Below are 21461 nucleotides of genomic sequence, written 5' to 3'. Positions count from 1 at the left end.
GGACCGGTCGGTGGGACCGGTCAGGCCAGGGTTTTGTCGGTCGCGCCGGAATCGGTACCGGCGGCGACCTCACTGGTGTCGGTGCCCGGGTCGACCGGGGTTGCTTCTGCTCCGGAGCCCTCGGCGACCTGCAGGTCGGTGGTCTCGCTGACCACGGCGGGACGGCGCGCATAGAACCACCAGGTGATCGCCCCGGCGACGACGTAGAAGGCCAGGAAGATCCAGAAGGCCACGGTGGCCGACTGATTCGACTTGTAGCTCTGGCGCAGGACGAGGTTGATCCCCACACCGCCCAGACCACCTGCCGCGCCTGCGATCCCGATCAGCGCGCCGGACATGCTGCGCGACCACTTGGTCTTGCCGAGCGCGTTGAGCCCGGACAAGCCCTTGGACTTGTCCTCCCAGATCGTCGGGATGATCTTGTAGACCGAGCCGTTGGCGATGCCCGAGATGAGGAACAGCAGGATGAACGCGATGACGAACGCGGTCAGCACTCCGCCGGTGATCACCTTGCCGTTGGAGTCCGCGATCGTGCCGGCGACCACCAGGATCGATGCGGAGGCGGCCATCGCGATGAAGCTGTAGAACGTGACCTTGCCGCCACCGACCCGGTCGGCGAGCTTGCCGCCGTAAGGCCGGGACAACGAGCCGAGCAGCGGTCCGATCCAGGCGATCTGCGCTGCCGCCAGCGCCGGTTTGGCCGCTCCGGCAGAGGTGAAACTGATGTTGAGCACCTGACTGAAGGCGAAGCCGAAACCGATGAAGGAACCGAAGGTGCCGATGTAGAGGATGCAGATCAGCCAGGTGTCGCGGTACTTGAGGCAGTCGATCATGGCGCGACCGCTCGAGGTCTGGTGATCCAGGTTGTCCATGTAGAGCATGGCGCCGACGCCTGCGACGGCGAGGGCCACGAGGTAGATCGCGCAGACGATCTCGGGCTGATCCGAGGCGAGCCAGATGACGGCGAGGCCGATCAGCTGGATCACCGGCACGCCGATGTTGCCGCCGCCGGCGTTGAGCCCCAGTGCCCACCCCTTGAGGCGCTGAGGATAGAACGCGTTGATGTTGGTCATCGACGACGCGAAGTTGCCGCCGCCGAAGCCGGTGAGGGCGGCGACGCCGAGGAACCAGCCGAAGCCGAACTCGCCCGGATTCATCATCAACATCATGGTCAGTGCGGTCGGGACGAGCAGGACGATCGCACTGAAGATGGCCCAGTTGCGCCCACCGAATCGTGCGGTGGCCTGGGTGTAAGGAATACGTAGACACGAGCCGACGAACGTCGCGGTCGCGGCGATGATGAACTTCTGATCGAGACTGATCCCGTACTCGGGGCCCATGAACAGTGCCATCACGGAGAACAGGGACCAGACGGAGAAGCCGACGTGCTCGCAGATCACCGACCAGACCAGATTGCGCTTGGCGATCTCGGCGTTCCCTGCGTCCCAGGCCTTCTGGTCCTCGGGATCCCATTCGGTGATCGTGTGATCGCGCGTCATCGCTTGCCGCACAAAGGCGGGCAGTACAGGCATGAGCAGTCCCATCGAGTCGTCGTGATGAATTACCGACGACGCTGTCGGTGATGGGAACAAAGTTAGGGAGCCCGTGTTGCCGGGATTTTCCCTGGCGTGACCGATCGGTCACGATGTGCTCACATTGCGCGGCAGAGACTGTGAGAAGGAGTCAGCGGATACTGACCTGCGATTACAGCATCAAACGGACAAGATCGACGACCCGCTGCAGGCCGGGTAGGGCGCCCGCGGTGGCCCTCGGATGTAACGCGTGCACCGCCAGCCGAAACATGACGGCACGCAGCATCATCTGCGGCCACTCCGGCTGATCTGCCCAGCGTCGCACGAGGTCGTCGTCGGCGCCACCCCACGCCAGCGAATCGACCACCACGACCGCGGCCGCCCAGGACGCGGGCCTCCAGTACGGCACGATGTCGGTGATCCCGGGCGCGGCGGCACCCGCGAAGAGCACCGTGCCGAACAGGTCACCGTGCACCACCTGAGAATCCAGGGACACCGTCTTCCGAAGTGTGGCAAGGGTTCTCAACATCTGCACGCTGTCTTGACCGTCCGGCGAGGTCGGTTCGCCCATGCCGGCTGCACGCGCGGTCCGCATCGGGACATCCTCCCACGCCGCACGGTCCGCGGCGGTGAACACATCGACGTCGGTATGCGGTGGCGCCGGGGACTGCAGCAGAAATCTCGGACGGTCCAGCCCTGAGGTGGCCGCGTGCAAGCGATCCGCGACGAGTACGACCTCGTCGTGCCGAGGTTCGGGCGCACCCGCGATATAGGTGTCGGCCCGCCACCCCGACACCACGTAGCGACCATCCGTGGCACGGAATGGACGTGCGATCCGCAAGCCCTCCACATAGAGCGATTCGCGCACACTCGCAGACCACGCGGCCCGTGCGTGATCGGGCACCAGCGACAACACGACCTCACCGACCCGCCAGCCACCGATCCAGGACTCACCCATGGGAATCGGCGGGTGTGCGGTCAACCCGAACGTGTTCAACACATGTTCGGGCGGCTCGACGGTCTTCACATCTGCAGAGATTACCGAGCGAACCGGGCAGAACTCCGCAACGACGCGACTCTGAGCAGGGCAGAGACACGATTGGTTGCTGTTTGCGTCGGTTTCCGACTCAAACAGCAACCAATCGAACAGCGATCAGTAGACCGGGAGCGTCTTGTCCACCTGGTTGGCCCACGCGGTGACACCACCCTGTAGGTGGGTCGCATCGGCGAATCCGGCACGTTTGAGGGCCGCCAACACCTCGGCGGAGCGGATGCCGGTCTTGCAGTAGAGGACTGTCGGCCGGTCCTGGGGAACCTTGGCCAACCCGGCCCCGGACAGGATCTCGTCCTTGGGGATCAGGGTCGCACCGTCGATGTGCACGATCTCCCATTCGACCGGTTCACGCACATCAATGAGGGCCAGGTTGTCGCCGGCGTCGATCTTCTCCTTCAGCTCGGCGGCGGTCAGGGTCGAATCCGCTGCGGCATCGGCCGCCTCGGTCGACACCACGCCACAGAAATCGTCGTAGTCGATCAGTTCGGTGATCTTCTCGCCGGCCGGGTCCTTGCGGATCTTGATGGTGCGATAGGTCATGTCCAGGGCGTCGTAAACCATCAGACGGCCGAGCAGGGGCTCGCCGATTCCGCAGATCAGTTTGATCGCCTCGGTACCCATGATCGATCCGATCGATGCGCACAGGATGCCCAGCACCCCGCCCTCAGCGCAGGACGGCACCATTCCGGGTGGCGGCGCCTGGGGATAGAGGTCGCGGTAGTTGATGCCGCGACCGTCCGGCGCGTCCTCCCAGAAGACCGACGTCTGGCCCTCGAACCGGTAGATCGAACCCCAGACGTAGGGCTTGTGAGCGAGGACGGCGGCGTCGTTAACCAGGTAACGCGTCGCAAAGTTGTCCGTGCCGTCGAGGATCAGGTCGTACTGCGAGAACAGCTCGACCGCCCCCTCGGGCTCCAGCCGTCCGTCGTGGATGTTGACGGTGACATACGGGTTGATCTCGCTGATCGAGTCGCGGGCGCTCTCGGCTTTCGGACGGCCCACGTCGGACTGGCCGTGGATGACCTGACGCTGCAGATTCGACTCGTCGACGACGTCGAACTCCACGATGCCGATGGTGCCGACTCCGGCCGCGGCCAGGTACAGCAGTGTCGGCGAGCCAAGGCCGCCGGCCCCGATCACCAGCACCTTGGCGTTCTTCAGCCTCCTCTGACCGTCCATCCCCACGTCAGGGATGATCAGATGGCGGCTGTAACGGGCCACCTCTTCGTTGGACAGTTCCGCTGCGGGTTCCACCAGCGGTGGCAAGGACGACACGGGCGCCTCCAGTACGTGACTCGATGTGCGATCTCTATCTGTGATCTCTATTCGTCAACGGTCACGACCGCGCTGTCATTCCGGACGCGGTCCGAGCGCGTCAATTCTTGGGGAACGGCCAGGGGTTCGGCGTGCAGACGTAGCTGCGATTGGCGCGCATGTCGGGGTCGAGCGCCATGATCTCGGCGTTGGCCACACCGAACGACTGCTGCATCATGACCGGGGCCAGCGCACCGTTCTCCTTGCAGGGTTCGTGGGCCTCGTAGCCGATCCCATGGCCGGTCTCGTGGTTGACCAGGTATTGGCGGTACGCCAGGTCGTCACCCTGATACGACAGCGCGCCACGCACCCAGCGGGCTTCGTTGAGCGTCACCCGCTTCTCCGGGGGATAGAAACACGACGTCTCGAGTTGGATCTGGTAGCCGCAGAGTTCGCGGGTCGTGCCCGGCGACGTCAGCGTGATCCGCAGATCGGGATCGCCCGACGACACCCGCCGGAACGCGACCTTCCCGTCGCCGATCCAGCTCCGCGGATTGGCCAGGGTGGAATCCACCATCTTGGCGAACGACGTGTCGCCCCCGAAGTCCTGTCCGTTCAAGCCGTTCTCGACCTCGACGGCGTAGGTGTAGACCTGAGGGCCGGTCCCCACCTGCTTCCCACCCCCGCGGACGACGTGGTAGGTCTCCTTGCCCTTCTGCGTGTAGGGACCGCCGTCGGGCAGCGTGCCCGCGGGCAACGAAGCGGCTTGGATCGAGCCGGTGGGCGCGCCGATCGGCTTGGTCTCCTTGCTGACATCGGTGTTGCGTGACGCCGAGTCGGGATTCACATCGGCAGCCGGGACGAACGCGGCGTCGTTTCCGCTGCGGACGGTCACCACGATCAGCACGACGGTCAACACGATCAGCACGGGGATCGCGTAGGCCCGCCAGCCATAGGTGGCTACGAACCGACCGAGCGCGCTCTGCTTCTTGCGTTCCGGCTGCGCCTCCCGATCGACGCGGATGCGGCCGCTGTCGTCGGTCGGATCCCACCGCGCACGTAGCGGCTGATCTGGCCGGGGACGCGTTCTGGCACCCGGCGGGGGCACGGTCGTGTCCGCCGACGGTCCGGTGTCCATGCGGGTCCGCCGGGGCCCCACATCACGTGCGCGGACCTGCTCACCGCCTGCGACCCCCGCCGCCCCTGGGCCCATCGAACCGGCGCCGGGATCGCCGGAGTTCGGCCCGCCTCCTGGGTGACTCACAGGCTCAACCTTCTCACAGGTCAGCGATGATCAGCGGGACCAAGTCACAACGCGTGCTGTGCGGCTGAGATCACGCCGGACACCGGCGAGTACGCTCAACCCATGTCGACCGCCACAAATTCATCGCACGGCGCAGGGCGTAGCACGCGCCTTCCGCGCAGTGCTCGTCGCATGCAGCTCCTGGATGCTGCCAGCGAGATCTTTGTGGAGCGTGGCTACCATTCGGCGGGCATGGACGAGATCGCCGTGCATGCCGGGGTCAGCAAACCGGTGCTCTATCAGCACTTCCCGTCCAAGCTCGACCTCTACATCGCCGTCGTCGACTCGCATGCGGAGAAGCTGGTCAGCGACGTGAACCGGGCACTGCTGACGACCACGGACAACAAACAACGTGTGCGTGCCGCCGTGGAGGCGTTCTTCGACTTCATCGATCAGGACAACTCCGGGTATCGCCTGATCTTCTCCTCGGATGCCAAGGATCCGGCAGTCATCCGCCGCGTGGAGGGCGCGACCGAGGCCTGCGTCGACGCCGTCTACGGCCTCGTGATGCACGACTCGGGCCTGGACCCCTACCGCTCACGCATGCTGGCCGCGGGACTCGTCGGCGCGAGTCAGGTCAACGCCCGCTACTGGCTCGAGGCCAAGCGCCCGGTCGACAAGCGCGCCGCGGTGGACACGACCGTCGCACTGCTCTGGGGCGGCCTGTCGCATGTGCCCCTACAGGGCTCGTCGGGCGAGCACTACGCCGACACCGACGCCGCTTCCACAGACAGCTGAGACATCCGCTCAGCGGACCACCGTCCCGCGGGATGAGCACCCGAGCTCTGCGGTGATTCACCCGATCCCTGAGGAGGCCCGGAGCGCTAGCGAAGGGCCGTCACGAAGGGCCGCCCTTCGTCACGCATCGCTCGTACCTCGCGAGGCTCCTCAGGGACCGAATGGTCACGCATCGCGCCCGCTCCCTGGAATGATTTACCCGATCCCTGAGGAGGCCCGGAGCGCTAGCGGAGGACCGTCACGAAGGGCCGCCCTTCGTGACGCATCGCGCGTCCCTCGCGAGGCTCCTCAGGGACCGGGTTGGTGACGCATCGCTCGTCCCTCGCGAGGCTCCTCAGGGGCCGAATGGTCACGCATCGCGCGTCGCTCGCGAGGCTGATTCACCCGATCCCTGAGGAGGCCCGGAGCGCTAGCGAAGGGCCGTCACGAAGGGGCGCCCTTCGTGACGCATCGCTCGTCCCTCGCGAGGCTCCTCAGGGACCGGGTGGTCACGCATCGCTCGTCCCTCGCGAGGCTCCTCAGGGACCGGGTGGTCACGCATCGCTCGTACCTCGTGAGGCTCCTCAGGGACCGAAAGGTCACGCATCACTCGTCCGTCGCACGGCTCCTCGGCGACAGAGGTGGAGACGCCCCAAGCTCACTCCCAGCGGAGCCGCCTCAGGAGGGGCCGAAGCCGACCCGGCGGTTCTCCGTACTCCCGACCTCCACGTAAGCGATCTTCGAGACCGGCACCAGGAAACGCGCGCCCTTGTCGTCGACCAGCGACAGCAGCTGCTCCTTGCCGGACAGCGCCGCCTCGACCTCCGTATACGCCTTGTCACCGGTGAGTGCGGTGTGGATGGACAGCTCACGAGGACTGTCGGTGATACCGATCTTCACTTCAACGGCCATGGCCACCCTTCTCTCAATCTGACGGTGCCGCCGAGGACCGACCCCGAAGGCGTCGACACGACACAATTGGTGTGCCGACCCAGGCTAGTTCAGGCCGCGAGCCCGATGACACCGGCTCCGCTCACAGCGCAACGACCGCTAGTCCAGGCCGAGATCACGCATCCGTTTGCCGTGTTCCTCGGTGATCGCGTCGAAGAAGGTGGCGATCCCCTGCAGTGCCGCCGAGCCGGCGAACAACAGGTCGGTGACCTCTTCCTCGGCCGCCAACACCCACTGCGCGTGGGTGACCGCCTCGCCCAGGAGACGGCGACCCCACAGCTTGAGCGGAGAGGCCAGAGCCGGGTCCGCCGCGACCGCCGCCGCGACCTGATCACGAGCGAATCGCGAGTTCGACGTCTCGGCCATCACCTCGCGGACCACCGACTGCGCATCGGCGGGCAGGCCGCCGGCGACCTCGCTGTAGAAGTCCGCGGCGAGGCCATCGGCCAGATAAGCCTTCACCAGCACCTCGTACCAGGTCTTGGGCGTCGTGACCTGGTGGTATTGGTCGAACACCTTCCGGTACCGCTCGACCGCCTCGGTCGGGTCGATCCCGCGTGCGGACACCTGGGCGGCGAGAGCATCGAAATGGTGGATCTCCGACGCCGCCATGCGCGCGATCGCGATCCTGCTCTGCACGTCCGGCGCCATGCGCGACTCGTCGATCAGCCGGTAGAACGCGGCGTATTCACCGGCCAGCAAGACAGCGAACAGCTTGGCGATCGCACTGTCCCCAGCGCCCGAGCCGGGGGCTGCTGCGGGATCGGGAGTTACTCCGGACGGGGGCGGCGCAGTCGACATGGTGGAGATGGTAGGCGGGGCCGAAGCGTTCACCAAGTACACTTGACAACGGTGCACTGACGCGATCATGACGATCAGGTGGCGAGGCGACCGGCCGAACGGCCCGCCGACCGACCCGGATCACGCGCGGGCACCGGACAATGTGCGCGCACTTTGAGCGCCGGGCGACGCAGCCCGGCCGGCCACCACACAGTCACCGACCACGGTTTGCCCGGTCCGAAGCGGACCTTTCTCAGCCGCAGACCGTCGAATCAACTGTGGTGCCTTTCGTGCGTGCGGGAAATGCAGAAAGGCATACAACCTCACATGAGCGATTCCATCGCGACACAGACAACCAGTCCCGCCGCGCCGACCGACAGCGGGAACGACGAGGTGAAGACCACCGTCGTCGACGAGACACACTCCTCCCCCACGTTCGCCGAGCTCGGCGTCGACGACCGGATCGTCGCGGCCCTGGCAGAGGACGGCAAGACCCACACCTTCGCGATCCAGGAACTGACCCTGCCACTCGCGCTGAGCGGCGACGATCTCATCGGTCAGGCCCGCACCGGCATGGGCAAGACCTTCGGTTTCGGTGTTCCCCTGCTCCATCGACTCGCACACGCCGAGTCCTCCGGGCTGCGGGCACTGGACAACACCCCACGTGCCCTGGTGATCGTGCCGACCCGCGAGCTGTGCCTGCAGGTCACCGGTGACCTGGAGGTCGCCGCACCCAAGCTCGAGGTCACCCTGGCCAACGGCACCACCCGCCCCCTCAAGATCACCTCGATCTACGGTGGGCGTCCCTACGAATCGCAGATCGCCGACCTGAAGTCGGGTGTCGACGTCGTCGTCGGAACCCCCGGCCGCCTCCTCGACCTGGCCCAGCAGGGTCACCTGATCCTCGGCAAGGTCTCGATCCTCGTGCTCGACGAGGCCGACGAGATGCTCGACCTCGGGTTCCTGCCCGACATCGAGCGGATCATGTCCGCGCTCCCGACGCCCCGGCAAACGATGCTCTTCTCGGCGACGATGCCCGGCCCGATCGTGACCCTGGCCCGGACGTTCCTGCACCGCCCGACGCACATCCGCGCCGAGCATGCCAACGATTCGGCGATCCACGAGCGCACCACCCAGTACATCTATCGCGCCCATGCGCTGGACAAGGCCGAGCTGGTGGCTCGGGTTCTGCAGGCTGAAGGCCGCGGTGCCACAATGATTTTCACCAGAACCAAGCGAACTGCCCAGAAGGTCGCCGACGACCTCGCAGAGCGCGGCTTCTCGGTGGGCGCCGTCCACGGCGACCTCGGTCAGGTGGCCCGGGAGAAGGCCCTCAAACGTTTCCGGACGGGCGACATCGACGTCCTCGTCGCCACCGATGTCGCCGCCCGTGGCATCGACATCGACGATGTCACCCACGTCGTCAACTACCAGTGCCCCGAGGACGACAAGACCTACGTGCACCGCATCGGTCGCACCGGCCGCGCCGGCCGCACCGGCATCGCGATCACCCTCGTCGACTGGGATGAGATGCATCGCTGGGAACTGATCAACAACGCCCTCGGTCTCGACAAGGCCGCGCCGGTCGAGACCTACTCGACGTCGGAGCACCTGCGCGAAGAACTCGGCATCCCCGAGTCGGCCACGGGCCGGATCGTCGCCCCGAAGCGCACCTCCGACGCCGACGGCAAGAGGGCCGAGCGTTCTCCGCGCTCGGACCGCCCGAAGTCCAACCGGACGCGTCGACGCACCCGCGGCGGCAAGTCCGAGACGAGCGGCGAGGCCGCAGCACCCGCGGCAGCACAGTCCGAGAACCCCGGGTCCGGCAACGGCCCGTCCACCGACCAGTCGGACAGCGACAAGCCCCGTCGTCGGCGCCGTCGCCGCGGAGGGGCCAAGCGCAGCCCGTCGTCCACCGAGACACAGACCGAGAAGGCCACGTCCGCCGCGTCCGCCGAGTGATACTCAGTAGCGTGATCAGATTCCGCTGCACGATCGGACCCCAGTCGGCATCGGCGGTGATCCGCGACCGGAGAGCTCGTGGCCCGTATCCGACCTGAGCGGCGGACACCCGTCGATCTCGCGGTATCCGCCGCGATCGTGGTGATCCTGCTCGTCGCGGGGCTGGTGGTCTGGCTGTACAGCCCGGTTCGGCACACCGATAGCACCCAGGCGGCCGCGCCGGTTACCGAGGTGCAGCCGTCGTCGGCCGTGCCTGACCGACTCACGCCGATCTGGCGCGCGTCGTCTGCCCGCACCCACAGCCCGGCGGTCACCCGCTCGTTGGTCGTGACAGCCGACGGCGGCGAGGTGGTCGGCCGCGACCCGGCGACCGGCGACGAACGCTGGCACTATCGGCGCGATCTGGATCTCTGCGCGGTGCTCGCCGCATGGCCGTCGAGCAGCAACGAGGTCCTCGCTGCCTACCGCAACTCGCGCGGGTGTGGCGAGGTGACCGCTCTCGACGGATCGTCGGGACGTCGCGCCGGCGCGCGCAGCAGCGACGCCGACGATCACGTCCGCCTGACGTCGGATTCGGGTTACGTTGTCTCCCAAGGACCTACCCGCCTGGAGACCTGGGGATCCAATCTCGTCCGCGGCATCGAATACGGCCGGGTCGACGCGCCGGTCAAACCCGGCGTGCAGCCGGGACGAAAGGATTGCCACCTCTTCTCGTCGGCCACCGGCGGAAGTAGGGTCGCAGTCATCGAACACTGCGGCAGTGAACCGGGCTACCGTCTGACCGTCCTCGGGGCCGTGCTCGACAAGGACGAGGAGGTCCAGCAGTACGGGTCGTCGATCATCACCGACGGCACATCCGGACCGCCGCCGGTGGTCATCGGGATCACCAGTTCGGCGATCGCTGTCTACGACGGCGGCGGCGATCCCCCCATTCCGGCCCAGAACAGCCCCACCCCGCGCGGGACGGATACGGCCACGATCCGGCAGTTCAACACGGACGGCGTGGCCATGGCCACCAACACCGTCAACGGCCCCGAGGCCCCGCCCGCAGAGGTCGTCGCGGTCACCGGCGGCGGACTGACCAGCTTCTACACTGGCAACGCGACCGTCGTGCTCGACTCCGCCGACCTGCGGCCGATGTATCAGGTGCCCGGGGCAATCGGAACGGGCGACGTCATGGCAGGCCAGTTGCTACTGCCGACGCCGACCGGGATCAGCGTGCGAGATGCTGCCACCGGGCGGGAGTTCCGCACGATCCCAGTCCTCCGAGACGGCCGACACGACGAACCGGTCAGCCTGCGGGTGCTCGGCTCCACCGTTCTGGAACAGTGGGGTGCGACCGTGCAGGCCTACGGGCCGGCGTGACCGCTGACGCCGGCACATCCGGCGATGTTCAGGCCGTTTCGAACGTCTGCACCGGTTTGCCCGCCTCCCAGTGCTTCCACATGTTCTCGGCGAGTCCTCGGTAAGCGTTCGCGCCCTTGTTCTTTCGGCCGCGCATCACCGACGTACCCGACGCCGACGCCTCCGCGAACCGGACCGTGCGCGGAATGGGCGGATCGAGGACCGGAAGCTCGTATCGATCCGACACATCGGCCAGCACGTCACGGCTGTGGGTGGTTCTGGCGTCGTACAGGGTTGCCACCGCACCGAGAGTCTTCAGGCCGGGGTTGGTGATCTGCTGGATCTCTTTGACGGTCCGCAGCAGTTGGCCCACACCCCGATGGGCCAGGGTTTCGCATTGCAGCGGCACGATCACCTCGTCGGCGGCGGTCAGGCCGTTGAGGGTGAGCACGCCCAGCGACGGCGGGCAGTCGATCAGGATGACGTCGTAATCCTGCGCGACCTCGGCGAGTGCGCGTTTGAGCGCGTACTCACGTCCCGGGCGCATCAGCAGCAACGCCTCCGCACCGGCCAGATCGATCGTGGCGGGCAGCAGGGTCATGTTGTCCTCGGTGTCCAGTAGGACGTCCGCGATCTCCTCGTCGCCGAGCAGCACGTCGTGCACCGACACCTGGAGCTGATCGGGGTCATGTCCGAGCGAAAAGGTAAGACAGCCTTGTGGATCGAGGTCGACGACCAGAACCGAGACGTCGAGATCGGCCAGGGCGGCGCCGAGCGACGCAACAGTCGTGGTCTTGGCGACGCCACCTTTTTGATTCGCGACGGCCAGCATCCGGGTCATGGCATCAACTGTACGGCCGATGGGCGCAGCCGTCGTGCTTACCCGCGCCGCGACACGGAAGTGGACCCGAGATCGGATCCGCGGCCCTCAGCGCCGTCGTGACCTGCGCTCTCCGGCAGGCGGGTCATCAGAGGCGTACTCGCCCACCAACCAGCTGGTCGAGGCCGGACTGAAGATCAGCACCAGGACCGCGATGGCCGCGATGGCCAGGGGTATGCCGAACCACGGTTGGTGGCTGTCGGTGAGCAGTGCGTAGGCGACGGGCAACAGCAGAATCTCTGCGACCACGGCGATCGCGCGTCCCCACCGGCGTCCGACGAGCAGCGCGGTTCCACCCACGAGGACTCCCGCACCGATGATCCCGAACCATGCCGCCGTGCCGTACCCGCTGATGAACGCCTCTCGGTGACCGGCCGCCTCCCGGATGGCCAGGACCACGGCGACGGTCACCGCGATGGCGCCCTCCAGCGCGGTGACCGCTCCGGCCAGCCGAATCGTCGTCGGTACCCGCTCGACGGTGCCGTCGTCCCGCTTCTCGCTCACGAGTTCCAGCCTATGGGTGGGCGAGCCGTCTGCGCCGCTCACCCCCGGCCGCGGGCAGGCGGATGCACGTCACACCGCGCGACCCCATATCGTGGGGTCTCGTGCGCGTCATGCTCATCGTCAATCCGTTCGCCACCGCGACCACACCGGCCGGTCGCGACGCGCTCGCGCACACCCTCGGTTCGCGCTTCACGCTCGATGTCGAACACACCACCCACCGAGGACACGCCGGCGAACTAGCGCAACGCGCCGTCGCCGAAGGTGTCGACGTGGTTCTCGTACATGGCGGCGACGGGTCGGTCAACGAGGCGGTGAACGGACTCCTGGGCGCACCGGCGGCGCCGGTCGAGCCCGGGCGCCGACTGCCGGGCCTGGGCGTGATCCCGGGCGGCAGCGCCAACGTCTTCGCCCGCACACTCGGGATCCTGGCCGACCCACTCGCCGCGACGGGTCAGATCATCGAACTCCTCGAGACCGGACATTGCCGCCGCATCGGCCTCGGCCACACCCAGGACCGATGGTTCCTCTTCAACACCGGGATGGGGATGGACGCCGTCGTGGTGCACGCGATGGAAGACAAGCGGCACGCCGGCAAACCGGCCACACCCGCGCGGTACTTCCGGACCACCGTCGCCTCGTTCCTCCGGAATGCGACGAGCGGTGCGTCCTTCACCGTCGAGGTCCCCGATCGCGAACCCATCGAGGGCGTGAAGTTCGGCTTCGTCAGCAACACCAGCCCGTGGACCTACTTCGGCGATTACGAGATCCGCACGAACCCGACCACCGGGTTCGACACCCGCCTCGGCCTGTTCGCCGCGACGTCGACCGCTGTGTCCCGCAACATTCCGCTGGCTGCACGCCTGCTCACTCATCGCGACCCCAAGGGACGCCACGTCTACCGCGACGACGACGTCGAATGGGTGCGGTTCCGCACCGACGAGCCGATCGACGTGCAGATGGACGGCGACTACATCGGCGCCCATCAGCTGATCGAGTTCGGCTATCGCGCGGACGCCCTCGCGGTGGTCGCACCCGGCAGCACGCGCCACAACATCACGCCCAGAACTGCGTAAGGCAGCGCGGCAACGGCGAACAGCGCGGTCGGTGGCAGCCACGCAGACCCGACGGCCCAGGCGCCGAACGCAGCCACGGCGACAACCTCCTCGCCCACCCCGACCACCGACGTGATCGTCGCCCGCACGCCCGACGGCACGCGGTCCTGCAGCATCGCATCGGCCATCACCAGAGACCACCCGAAGACTCCGAAGGCGAAGGCCACCAGGATGATTCCGGCCGGATGACCTGACGCCGCACCGATCCCCAGCGCGACGGCGCCGAGAACCAGCCACGGCGCCAGCCGACGCGGGCGGAAATCTCCCACATCGGTGCGTTCGGCGGCGTAGCCACCGGCGATGTCACCGCAGGCCACCACGACCATCAGGACGGCGACACCCGAGGTCGGACCGCTCCACATCTCGTCGGCGAGCAGTGGCAGGTACTCGTCGAGGGCGCCGACCCAGGTCAGGGCGATCACGAGCAGGAGGACGCGGCGGAGGATGCGGTCGGCACGAAACCGGCCGAACACCGCCGCGATCACCCCGCGACCGGAGGTGGGGTCGGTCACCACACGCCCGTCCGACCGCCGCTGCTCGGTGTCAACGGGGTGTTCGGTCCCATCCGGGCGTACGACATCGGCGCCGTTGTGTCGTGGCGCGCGGACACGCTGCGGAGCGTGCTCCTCCGCCAGCATCGCCGATGCCGCCGCACACACCACGCACGATCCGACGCTCGCCGCGCCCGCCGCCTGGTATCCGCCCCAGGCGGTCAGCGGCACCGCTGCCACGGTGCCGACAAGGACTCCGCACGCGCCCATGGCCCGGACCCGACCGGCGAGCGCCGCATACCGCTGCGCCTGTCCGCGGGCGGCGAGGGTGTCATAGAGGAGCGCCTGCAGTGTGCCCGAACGCAACGCCGACCCTGCCGACCAGAGCACGAACCCGGCGGCGAACGCCGCGTACGACGGCCACCATGTCCACAGGGCGAATCCGGCGGCCGTCAACAGCGGGCCGATCACCAGCAACCGACGACGCGGCACCCGGTCGGCCACGATCCCCGTGGGGATCTCGAACAGAAATGAGCAGATCGACCAGATGATGAACAGTGACGAGATGGAAGCTGCAGAGAGTCCGGCCCCGGTGACGTCGGGGTCGGCGAACATCACCGCGTAGAGCGGATAGAGCGGGATGGCGTCCTCGGCCAGGGCCGCGATCGACGCCGGCGTCGTCAGCCGGGACGCCCTCGGCGCCCGCGAATGTGATGAGGATCAACATCGTCGTCGTGGCATGCCTCACAGAGTACCGACGGTGAAGCGAATACCACCAGGGTTTTTCTTCGACGACCTGCGGAAATCTCTGCAAACTCGTAACAAGAACGAGTAGAGTAGTACATCGGTGCGTAACGGTGTGCAGCCACCCCCTCCCAAGGATGGTCACGGAACAGTGATATTGCACACGTGTTAACGGAACACCATTGACTTCGCCTGGATTCGTGAAAGTATTCACAAGCAACAGTGCGGAAACATTCGGTGTGTCCGCGTGAACTAGCGGTTACAGCCACAACAAACCAGACATTGGGAGTTGTCGAGTGGTGCTTGAAAGCACCTGAAGGAGAAGGAATGGACTGGCGTCACAATGCAATCTGTCGCGACGAAGACCCGGAACTGTTCTTCCCGGTAGGGACCAGTGGGCCGGCCATCGCGCAGATCGCTGATGCGAAGCTCGTCTGCGCACGGTGCCCCGTCACGGCCGAATGCCTTTCGTGGGCCCTGGAGTCCGGACAGGACGCGGGCGTATGGGGCGGGATGAGCGAAGACGAACGGCGCGCGCTCAAGCGTCGCACCGCACGTACACGGACGCGGAGCAGCGTCTAGGGGGCCACAGAGCCGAAACCGCAACAGCGGTCACGAAGAGACCCGGCCCCGGCCGGGTCTCTTCGTCTGTACGGAGTTCATGTGCCGGGCGATCCCCGTACATACCCAAACGGCCAGCGACCGAACGGATTCGAACATCTCGTCAGTGTCCGGGATCACCGGAGTCCGATGACGACACCGACTTCGGTGCCACGCCCGGACGGACTCGGACCCATCGTGAGCGTCCCACCGAGTTCGATCGACACCATCGTCTGCACAATCTGTAGACCGAGTCGATCAGACGAGGCGACGTCGAATCCCTCCGGTAAACCAGAACCGTTGTCACGCACGGCTATCCGGAGCTCACGGACATCTCGATCAGCGAGGATCTCGATCTCGCTGTCGGCGCTCGGCGCACCGAACCCATGCTCGATGGCGTTCTGGATCAACTCGGTGAGCACCATCACGAGAGGCATCGCCATCTCCGCGGAGAGGACGCCCAGCCGATCGGTATGGGTGACCCGCACCCGGGTGTCGCCGGAAGCGACGTCGACCAGGATCGGCACGAGCCGGTCGACGACCTCGTCAAGGTCCACCTCCTCGTCGACGCTGCCGGAGAGCAACTCGTGTACCAGGGCGATGGATGCGACGCGGCTCACGGCCTCGGTCAGCGCGCCCCGCGCCTCGGGATTGGTGGTACGCCTGGCCTGCAAGCGCAGCAGCGCCGACACCGACTGCAGGTTGTTCTTGACGCGATGATGGATCTCCCGGATCGTGGCGTCCTTGCTGATCAGTGCGAGGTCCCGCCGCTTCACCTCGGTGACGTCACGAATCAGGACAACGGCACCCGTGGTCCGGCCGCGTGGACGCAGCGGCACCGCGCGGATCAGCACCGTTGCGCGCCGCGCATCGGCTTCCATCCGCATCCCCACATCCCGGTACGGCCCGGCCGGCGGCGGGGTGGCGCCTGCGGCCGCGTCGATCATCGTCGCGACATCCTCGGACTCGAACGGATCGGTCAGCAGCGACGAGGTCACATCGGACAGCCGAGTATGCGTCAGTTCGGTCGCCCAACCCATCCGATGGAACGCGGACAACGCATTCGGGCTGGCATAGACCACCATGCCGTGCTCGTCGACCCGAACGAAACCGTCACCGGCGCGTGGCGTCGACAGCCCCCGCGGATTGCCCTCCTGATGCGGGAACGTACCGTCGGCGACCATCTGACACAGGTCGTTCGCCGAGTCCTGGTAGGCCAACTCCAGCGGCGACGGTAGACGCGGATGGGTCAGATCGACGGCCCGGGTGAGGACCGCGATCGCGCGGTCCGTGCCGGTGAACCCGACCGGCACCGCCTCCCGCCGGATCGCCACCGCGCCGAGCCACTCCGGGTCCTCATCACGCAGGACCCGATCAGCGACGAACGCGCGCTCGAGCTGAGGGTTGACGGTCCCGTCGGCGACCGACCCGACCTCGTCACGCGGGAACACCGTCGATGCAGTGTTCGGTCGGCATTGCGCCACCGTGACCATGTCGCCGTTCTCGGTCTGCACCGACATCAGGAAGTCGGCGAACGACAGATCCGCCAGCAACTGCCACTCGGCGACGAGCCGCTGCAGATGCGCGGCGGCCGCATCGGAGAGCTGAGTGTGTTCGGCGAGGAGGTCGGCCAGCGTCGACATGTGCGAACGCGCTCAGCCAGCGAGCCGGGAGGGCGGCAGTGTGTCCACCGACGCCCGACTACTGGTACACGGCGATGACGTCGCCGGCCTGGATGACATCGCCCACCTTGACCTTGACGTCGGCAAGCGTGCCGGGCTCCTCCGCCAGGACCGGGATCTCCATCTTCATCGACTCGAGCAGGAACAGGGTGTCACCGACGTCGACCTGCTGCCCGGCGCTCGCCCGCACCTCGAGAACACTAGCCACGATCTCCGCCACGACGTCTTCAGCCATGGACATAAACTAGCTCACTTCCCGCCTGGTCACGACGAGGTCGATGGGCGATTGGGAACCGAAGCCACCAGCATGGGACAATCGAGGACGCAATCAGCACGAAGGAGATCCGTCATGGGTAAGCGCGGTCGCAAGAAGCGCGCTCGTAAGAAGAACGCTGCCAACCACGGCAAGCGTCCCAACTCCTGATCTCAGGGGTCGCGAGCACTACTGCGGGGTTTGGACTCGGCGCCTTTCGCGTCGGAGGCTCGGCGCTTGTCGCGTCGAGAGAACCCCAGAATTCACCGACAGCACCCACCGTTGGTCGCGGACCTCATCGGTCCGAGCCGGGGTGGGTGCTGTCGGTGAATTCTGGGGTTCTCTCGACCTCCGTGCTGGGCACGATGGTGAGGTTCGTGCGGTTGCTCTCCGTGCTGGGCACGATGGCGAGGTTCGTGCGGTTGCTCTCCGTGCTGGGCACGGTGGTGAGGTTGGTGCGGTGGTGACCGTGTTGGCTACGCTTGGCCGGTCTCGCGGACGATGACGGTTTTGCGAATCTCCACCCGCAGCCGCTCACGGAGGCCCTCGGGGGCGTGATCGTTGCCGCATTTGCGATTGATCAGGGTCTTGAGCTGCCGTTCGATGCCGTAGTGGGCGAAGCACGACGGGCAACTGTCGAGGTGCGACTGCAGTCGCGACCGCGCACCCGAGTCGCACTCGTTGTCGAGGAGCAGCCAGACGTCGGCGAGAACCGCGGAACAGTCCAGCTGCAGGAACTCGGGATCGGCGTCGGCGTCCATTCGGGGCTCCTCGGAACCATGTGTGCTGCTCATCGTGCCACCTCGCTCTCCGAGGTGCGAGCGGCCCGGTTGAAACCGCGCTCACGGGCGACGTCGGCGAGCAGTTCACGCAGTTGACGACGACCGCGGTGCAGACGGGACATGACGGTGCCGATGGGGGTATCCATGATCTCGGCGATCTCCTTGTACGGCAGCCCTTCGACGTCGGCGTAGTAGACCGCCATACGGAAGTCCTCGGGCAACTCCTGCAGGGCTGCCTTGATGTCGTCGTCGGGTAGGGCTTCGAGAGCTTCGATCTCAGCCGATCGCAACCCGGTCGACGAGTGTTCGGCGGTCGCTGCCAACTGCCAGTCGGTGATCTCGTCGGTCGGATACTGCGCCGGCTGCCGCTGCTTCTTGCGATAGCCGTTGATATAGGTGTTGGTCAGGATGCGATAGAGCCACGCCTTGAGGTTCGTGCCCTCACGGAACGACTTGAAGGCCGAGAAGGCCTTCACATAGGTCTCCTGCACCAGGTCCTCGGCGTCGGCCGGATTGCGGGTCATCCGCAGAGCGGCGCCGTACATCTGGTCGAGCAACGGCAGCGCATCACGCTCGAAACGCTCGGTGAGCGCCTCGGGTGTCTCGGTCGGATCGGTGCGGCTCGGTGCCTGCGATCCGGCCCCGGACGCGCGCGCCCCGGACTCGTCCGCCTCGTCGGCGGGCGCCTGATCGGTTGACTCGGGTTCGACCACTACGATCCCTTCGGTGACGGCCTTCGCGGAGACGTCGTCCGGCGCCGGGAACACCCAACGGGGCTCGGGCGCCGACGTTCCGCTGTCGGTCAAGCTTACCGATGACGATCCGGGCGCGATGCCCGGCTCGTCTGAGGGCTCGTGTACCGGTGAGGCGGGTACGAGCAAGCCGACGCTACTCATGTGGCTGATCGACCTTCCTTCGGAGTCGAGAACGTGCAGGTTGCGGCAACAAGAAGACGAAGTGTCCAGCTCGTCACCACACTCAACAACAGCCGTGGTGCGACAAATGTTCCACGCGACGATCGGCATCGATCGAGGAGAAGGGAGACAACAATGGCCGCGACTCCCGCGGTGGCCGCACTCGAGCGTGCGCGCATTACGCACACCGTGCATCGATACCCGCACGACAAGAACACCGACGCCTACGGAGCCGAGGCGGTCAGCGCACTCACCGACGCCGTCGGGGCCAGCGCCGAGCAGGTCTTCAAGACGCTGGTGATCGATCTCGCCGGGACACTCGCCGTGGCCGTGGTGCCGGTTCCACGTCGCCTGTCGCTCAAAGCAGCCGCGGCGGCGCTGGCTCACGTGGTGCCCGGTGCGTCGAAGGCCCGGATGGCCGATGAGAAGTCGGTGACCCGATCGACGGGTTATGTGTTCGGCGGGGTCTCGCCGATCGGCCAACGAACCGCTTTGCCCACGGTGGTGGATCGTTCTGCGCTCGACTGGCCGACCGTGTTCTGCAGCGCCGGTCGACGCGGCCTCGAGGTCGCCCTCGCCCCGGGTGACCTGGTCGCCGTCACCGATGCCGTGGTCGCCGACATCGCGGTCTGACGGGCCGGACGGACGGTCTCCGATCACCGCGCCGACCGAGACCACCGTCGGTCCGGCGTGACAGCATGGACACATGTGCGGACGCTATGCGGTGACCACCGACCCGGCGAAACTCGCCGCCGAGATCGACGCCATCAATGAGGTACCGGTGCCGCTCGACCCGACGACGGCGAGTTCGAGCGAGACGGAGGGTACGGAGAAGTCGGAGAGTACGGAGAAGTCGGAGAGTACGGAGAAGTCGGAGAACGGACCCCGCCAACCGGGACCGAACTACAACGTCGCGCCGACGACGACGGTGATGACCGTCGTCAAGCGACACTCCCCCGACGATCCCGACGACGATCCGGCACTGCGGGTCCGGGCGATGCGGTGGGGGCTGGTACCGGTGTGGGCCAAGGACGTGAACAAGGGTCCCCTGCTGTTCAACGCGCGCGCGGAGAGCGCCGCGGAGAAGAGTTCGTTTCGGACCTCGGTGAAGTCCAAACGCTGTCTGGTGCCCATGGACGGCTGGTACGAGTGGCGCAAGGGACCCGTCGACGACAAGGGCAAACCGACCAAGGTGCCGTACTTCATGTCACCGGTGGACGGCACCCGGCTGTTCATGGCGGGATTGTGGTCGGTCTGGCGTCCGAAGGACGCACCCAAGGATGCGGCGCCGCTGTTGAGCTGCACCATCCTCACCACCGACGCGGTCGGCCACCTCCGCGACGTCCATGACCGGATGCCGCTGATCATGCCCTTCGACAACTGGGACGCATGGCTCGATCCGGACCACACCGCGCCGAACGATCTCTTCGCGCCCCCGAGCGAAGCGGTCGCCGAGGCGATCGACATCCGTGAGGTGGCACCGCTGGTCAATCGGGTCGCCAACAACGGTCCGGAGCTGCTCGAACCGGTGTGAGTGCTCAGTCGGTGACCAGGACGGCCGCACCATCGAAGCGCCCGGCCTTCAGATCGATGAGTGCCTCGTCGGCCTCGGCCAGTGGATAGGTGTGGGTCCTCGCGCGAACCCCATGGCGTGCCGCCACCGCGAGAAACTCCCGGCCGTCCGCGCGCGTGTTGGCGGTGACCGAGCGTATCTCCTTCTCGTAGAACAATTCTCGTTCGTAGTTCAGCGTCGGGATGTCGGTGAGATGGATGCCGGCGACCGACAGGATCCCACCGCGGTCGAGTGCTCGCATCGCCACCGGGACCAGATCCCCGACCGGTGCGAAGGTGATCGCGGCGTCCAGCGGCTCGGGCGGGGCGTCATACGCGTCGCCGGCCGAGTCCGCGCCCAGCGTCAACGCCAGCTCGCGGGACGCCGCACCGCGCGTCATCACATGCACCCTCGCGCCCATCGCGATCGCGACCTGCGCGCACAGGTGGGCGCTGCCACCGAAGCCGTACAACCCCAGCCGGTCGGGCACCCGGAAGCCGAACTCGGCCCCGGGATCGGTTCGGCTCGCCCGTTTCAGGGCGCGATACCCGATGATCCCGGCACACAGCAGCGGCGCGGCGGCCACGCTGTCGAGATCCTCCGGTAGCGAGTAGGCGAACGCGGCCGGCACCGTCGTGTACTCTGCGTACCCGCCGTCGTGGTCCCAACCGGTGTACGACGATGCCGGACACAGGTTCTCATCGCCGCGACGGCAGTAAGCACATGTGCCGTCGGTCCGGTGCAGCCAGGCCACACCGACCCGGTCACCGAGCGCGAATCCGTCCGCCTCCGCACCCATCCCGGCGATCTCGCCGACGACCTCGTGCCCCGGCGTCACCTGGTCACGCCGGACCTCGAGGTCCCCTTCGGCCACATGGAGGTCCGTCCGACAGACACCGCAGGCGATCACCCGGACGAGTAGTTCGTCGGCGGCCGGTTCCGGGACGGGCCTCTCCACGAAGGACAACGGCCGGTCCGTGATCGGCCCCGGATTCTGGACCACCCAGGCGTGCATAGGCCAAGGATAGGTCCGATCGGGTCGCCCCGAAC

At 66.8% G+C, this 21461-nt stretch carries 22 protein-coding genes; 8 read left to right on the top strand and 14 right to left on the bottom strand.

What is annotated here, in order from left to right:
- Positions 1–20: 20 nt before the first annotated feature.
- The 4 genes from AC4AMJ_RS05370 to AC4AMJ_RS05355 form a co-directional block, all read right to left on the bottom strand.
- Positions 21–1532 (bottom strand): nitrate/nitrite transporter, encoded by a 1512-nt coding sequence (locus AC4AMJ_RS05370; protein WP_489917454.1) that lies wholly within the window; start codon positions 1530–1532, stop codon positions 21–23.
- 172 nt (positions 1533–1704) lie between these two features.
- A complete protein-coding gene (locus AC4AMJ_RS05365; RefSeq protein WP_489917453.1) occupies positions 1705–2559 on the bottom strand; it encodes a TIGR02569 family protein in 855 nt (284 codons plus the stop codon).
- 126 nt (positions 2560–2685) lie between these two features.
- Entirely contained in the window at positions 2686–3861 is a 1176-nt protein-coding gene (gene moeZ / locus AC4AMJ_RS05360) for an adenylyltransferase/sulfurtransferase MoeZ (protein WP_489896603.1), read from the bottom strand.
- A gap of 100 nt (positions 3862–3961) precedes the next feature.
- Entirely contained in the window at positions 3962–5053 is a 1092-nt protein-coding gene (locus AC4AMJ_RS05355) for a DUF3152 domain-containing protein (RefSeq protein ID WP_489900989.1), read from the bottom strand.
- Between the two features lie 153 nt (positions 5054–5206).
- On the opposite strand from AC4AMJ_RS05355, the gene fasR reads away from it, so the two are divergent.
- Positions 5207–5881: an HTH-type transcriptional activator FasR gene (fasR, locus tag AC4AMJ_RS05350; RefSeq protein WP_489896604.1), complete on the top strand. Its 675-nt coding sequence runs from the start codon at positions 5207–5209 to the stop codon at positions 5879–5881.
- Positions 5882–6538: 657 nt separating this feature from the next.
- Here the strand turns inward: fasR and AC4AMJ_RS05345 are convergent.
- On the bottom strand, positions 6539–6772 hold the full coding sequence (locus AC4AMJ_RS05345; protein ID WP_489917452.1) for a DUF3107 domain-containing protein: 234 nt from the start codon (positions 6770–6772) through the stop codon (positions 6539–6541).
- A gap of 138 nt (positions 6773–6910) precedes the next feature.
- A complete protein-coding gene (locus AC4AMJ_RS05340) occupies positions 6911–7612 on the bottom strand; it encodes a ferritin-like fold-containing protein (RefSeq protein WP_489896606.1) in 702 nt (233 codons plus the stop codon).
- A gap of 306 nt (positions 7613–7918) precedes the next feature.
- Between AC4AMJ_RS05340 and AC4AMJ_RS05335 the strand changes: the two genes are divergently transcribed.
- On the top strand, positions 7919–9553 hold the full coding sequence (locus AC4AMJ_RS05335; RefSeq protein WP_489917451.1) for a DEAD/DEAH box helicase: 1635 nt from the start codon (positions 7919–7921) through the stop codon (positions 9551–9553).
- Between the two features lie 78 nt (positions 9554–9631).
- A complete protein-coding gene (locus tag AC4AMJ_RS05330; RefSeq protein ID WP_489917450.1) occupies positions 9632–10918 on the top strand; it encodes an Rv3212 family protein in 1287 nt (428 codons plus the stop codon).
- Between the two features lie 28 nt (positions 10919–10946).
- On the opposite strand, the gene AC4AMJ_RS05325 is transcribed toward AC4AMJ_RS05330, so the two are convergent.
- Together AC4AMJ_RS05325 and AC4AMJ_RS05320 are read right to left on the bottom strand one after the other, a co-directional pair.
- The gene (locus AC4AMJ_RS05325; protein WP_489896609.1) at positions 10947–11738 is read right to left on the bottom strand and encodes a ParA family protein; all 792 of its coding nucleotides are present in this window, start codon (positions 11736–11738) and stop codon (positions 10947–10949) included.
- Positions 11739–11825: 87 nt separating this feature from the next.
- On the bottom strand, positions 11826–12281 hold the full coding sequence (locus AC4AMJ_RS05320; protein WP_489917449.1) for a hypothetical protein: 456 nt from the start codon (positions 12279–12281) through the stop codon (positions 11826–11828).
- A 101-nt stretch (positions 12282–12382) separates the two neighbouring features.
- On the opposite strand from AC4AMJ_RS05320, the gene AC4AMJ_RS05315 reads away from it, so the two are divergent.
- The gene (locus AC4AMJ_RS05315; protein WP_489896611.1) at positions 12383–13354 is read left to right on the top strand and encodes a diacylglycerol/lipid kinase family protein; all 972 of its coding nucleotides are present in this window, start codon (positions 12383–12385) and stop codon (positions 13352–13354) included.
- Here the strand turns inward: AC4AMJ_RS05315 and AC4AMJ_RS05310 are convergent.
- On the bottom strand, positions 13282–14499 hold the full coding sequence (locus tag AC4AMJ_RS05310; RefSeq protein ID WP_489918377.1) for an MFS transporter: 1218 nt from the start codon (positions 14497–14499) through the stop codon (positions 13282–13284). The two genes, AC4AMJ_RS05315 and AC4AMJ_RS05310, sit on opposite strands and share 73 nt — an antisense overlap.
- A 456-nt stretch (positions 14500–14955) precedes the next feature.
- Between AC4AMJ_RS05310 and AC4AMJ_RS05305 the strand changes: the two genes are divergently transcribed.
- Positions 14956–15210: a WhiB family transcriptional regulator gene (locus AC4AMJ_RS05305; protein WP_161062209.1), complete on the top strand. Its 255-nt coding sequence runs from the start codon at positions 14956–14958 to the stop codon at positions 15208–15210.
- 155 nt (positions 15211–15365) lie between these two features.
- Here AC4AMJ_RS05305 and AC4AMJ_RS05300 read toward each other — a convergent pair whose 3' ends face one another.
- Together AC4AMJ_RS05300 and AC4AMJ_RS05295 are read right to left on the bottom strand one after the other, a co-directional pair.
- A complete protein-coding gene (locus AC4AMJ_RS05300; protein WP_489896612.1) occupies positions 15366–16871 on the bottom strand; it encodes a sensor histidine kinase in 1506 nt (501 codons plus the stop codon).
- Positions 16872–16929: 58 nt separating this feature from the next.
- Positions 16930–17145 (bottom strand): biotin/lipoyl-binding carrier protein, encoded by a 216-nt coding sequence (locus AC4AMJ_RS05295; RefSeq protein WP_489896613.1) that lies wholly within the window; start codon positions 17143–17145, stop codon positions 16930–16932.
- Between the two features lie 114 nt (positions 17146–17259).
- Between AC4AMJ_RS05295 and AC4AMJ_RS05290 the strand changes: the two genes are divergently transcribed.
- Positions 17260–17334, top strand: a complete 75-nt coding sequence (locus AC4AMJ_RS05290) for a 50S ribosomal protein bL37 (RefSeq protein ID WP_370452957.1) — start codon at positions 17260–17262, stop codon at positions 17332–17334.
- Between the two features lie 305 nt (positions 17335–17639).
- On the opposite strand, the gene rsrA is transcribed toward AC4AMJ_RS05290, so the two are convergent.
- Positions 17640–17957, bottom strand: coding sequence for a mycothiol system anti-sigma-R factor (gene rsrA, locus AC4AMJ_RS05285; RefSeq protein ID WP_489896614.1), 318 nt, complete (start codon positions 17955–17957; stop codon positions 17640–17642).
- Positions 17954–18841, bottom strand: coding sequence for a sigma-70 family RNA polymerase sigma factor (locus AC4AMJ_RS05280; RefSeq protein WP_489918376.1), 888 nt, complete (start codon positions 18839–18841; stop codon positions 17954–17956). Before AC4AMJ_RS05280 ends, rsrA begins: the two co-directional genes overlap by 4 nt.
- Before the next feature lie 153 nt (positions 18842–18994).
- Here AC4AMJ_RS05280 and AC4AMJ_RS05275 point away from each other — a divergent pair, with 153 nt between their 5' ends.
- Together AC4AMJ_RS05275 and AC4AMJ_RS05270 are read left to right on the top strand one after the other, a co-directional pair.
- On the top strand, positions 18995–19492 hold the full coding sequence (locus tag AC4AMJ_RS05275) for an aminoacyl-tRNA deacylase (RefSeq protein WP_489917448.1): 498 nt from the start codon (positions 18995–18997) through the stop codon (positions 19490–19492).
- A 73-nt stretch (positions 19493–19565) separates the two neighbouring features.
- Positions 19566–20393: an SOS response-associated peptidase gene (locus AC4AMJ_RS05270; RefSeq protein ID WP_489917447.1), complete on the top strand. Its 828-nt coding sequence runs from the start codon at positions 19566–19568 to the stop codon at positions 20391–20393.
- A gap of 4 nt (positions 20394–20397) precedes the next feature.
- Here the strand turns inward: AC4AMJ_RS05270 and AC4AMJ_RS05265 are convergent, their stop codons facing one another.
- A complete protein-coding gene (locus tag AC4AMJ_RS05265; RefSeq protein WP_489896618.1) occupies positions 20398–21426 on the bottom strand; it encodes a zinc-binding alcohol dehydrogenase family protein in 1029 nt (342 codons plus the stop codon).
- Between the last annotated feature and the right edge of the window lie 35 nt (positions 21427–21461).

It is taken from the genome of Gordonia sp. LMA484, assembly GCF_058129505.1.
Note: the sequence above shows the minus strand (reverse complement) of the source record. Positions and strands in the feature narration are given on the sequence as shown.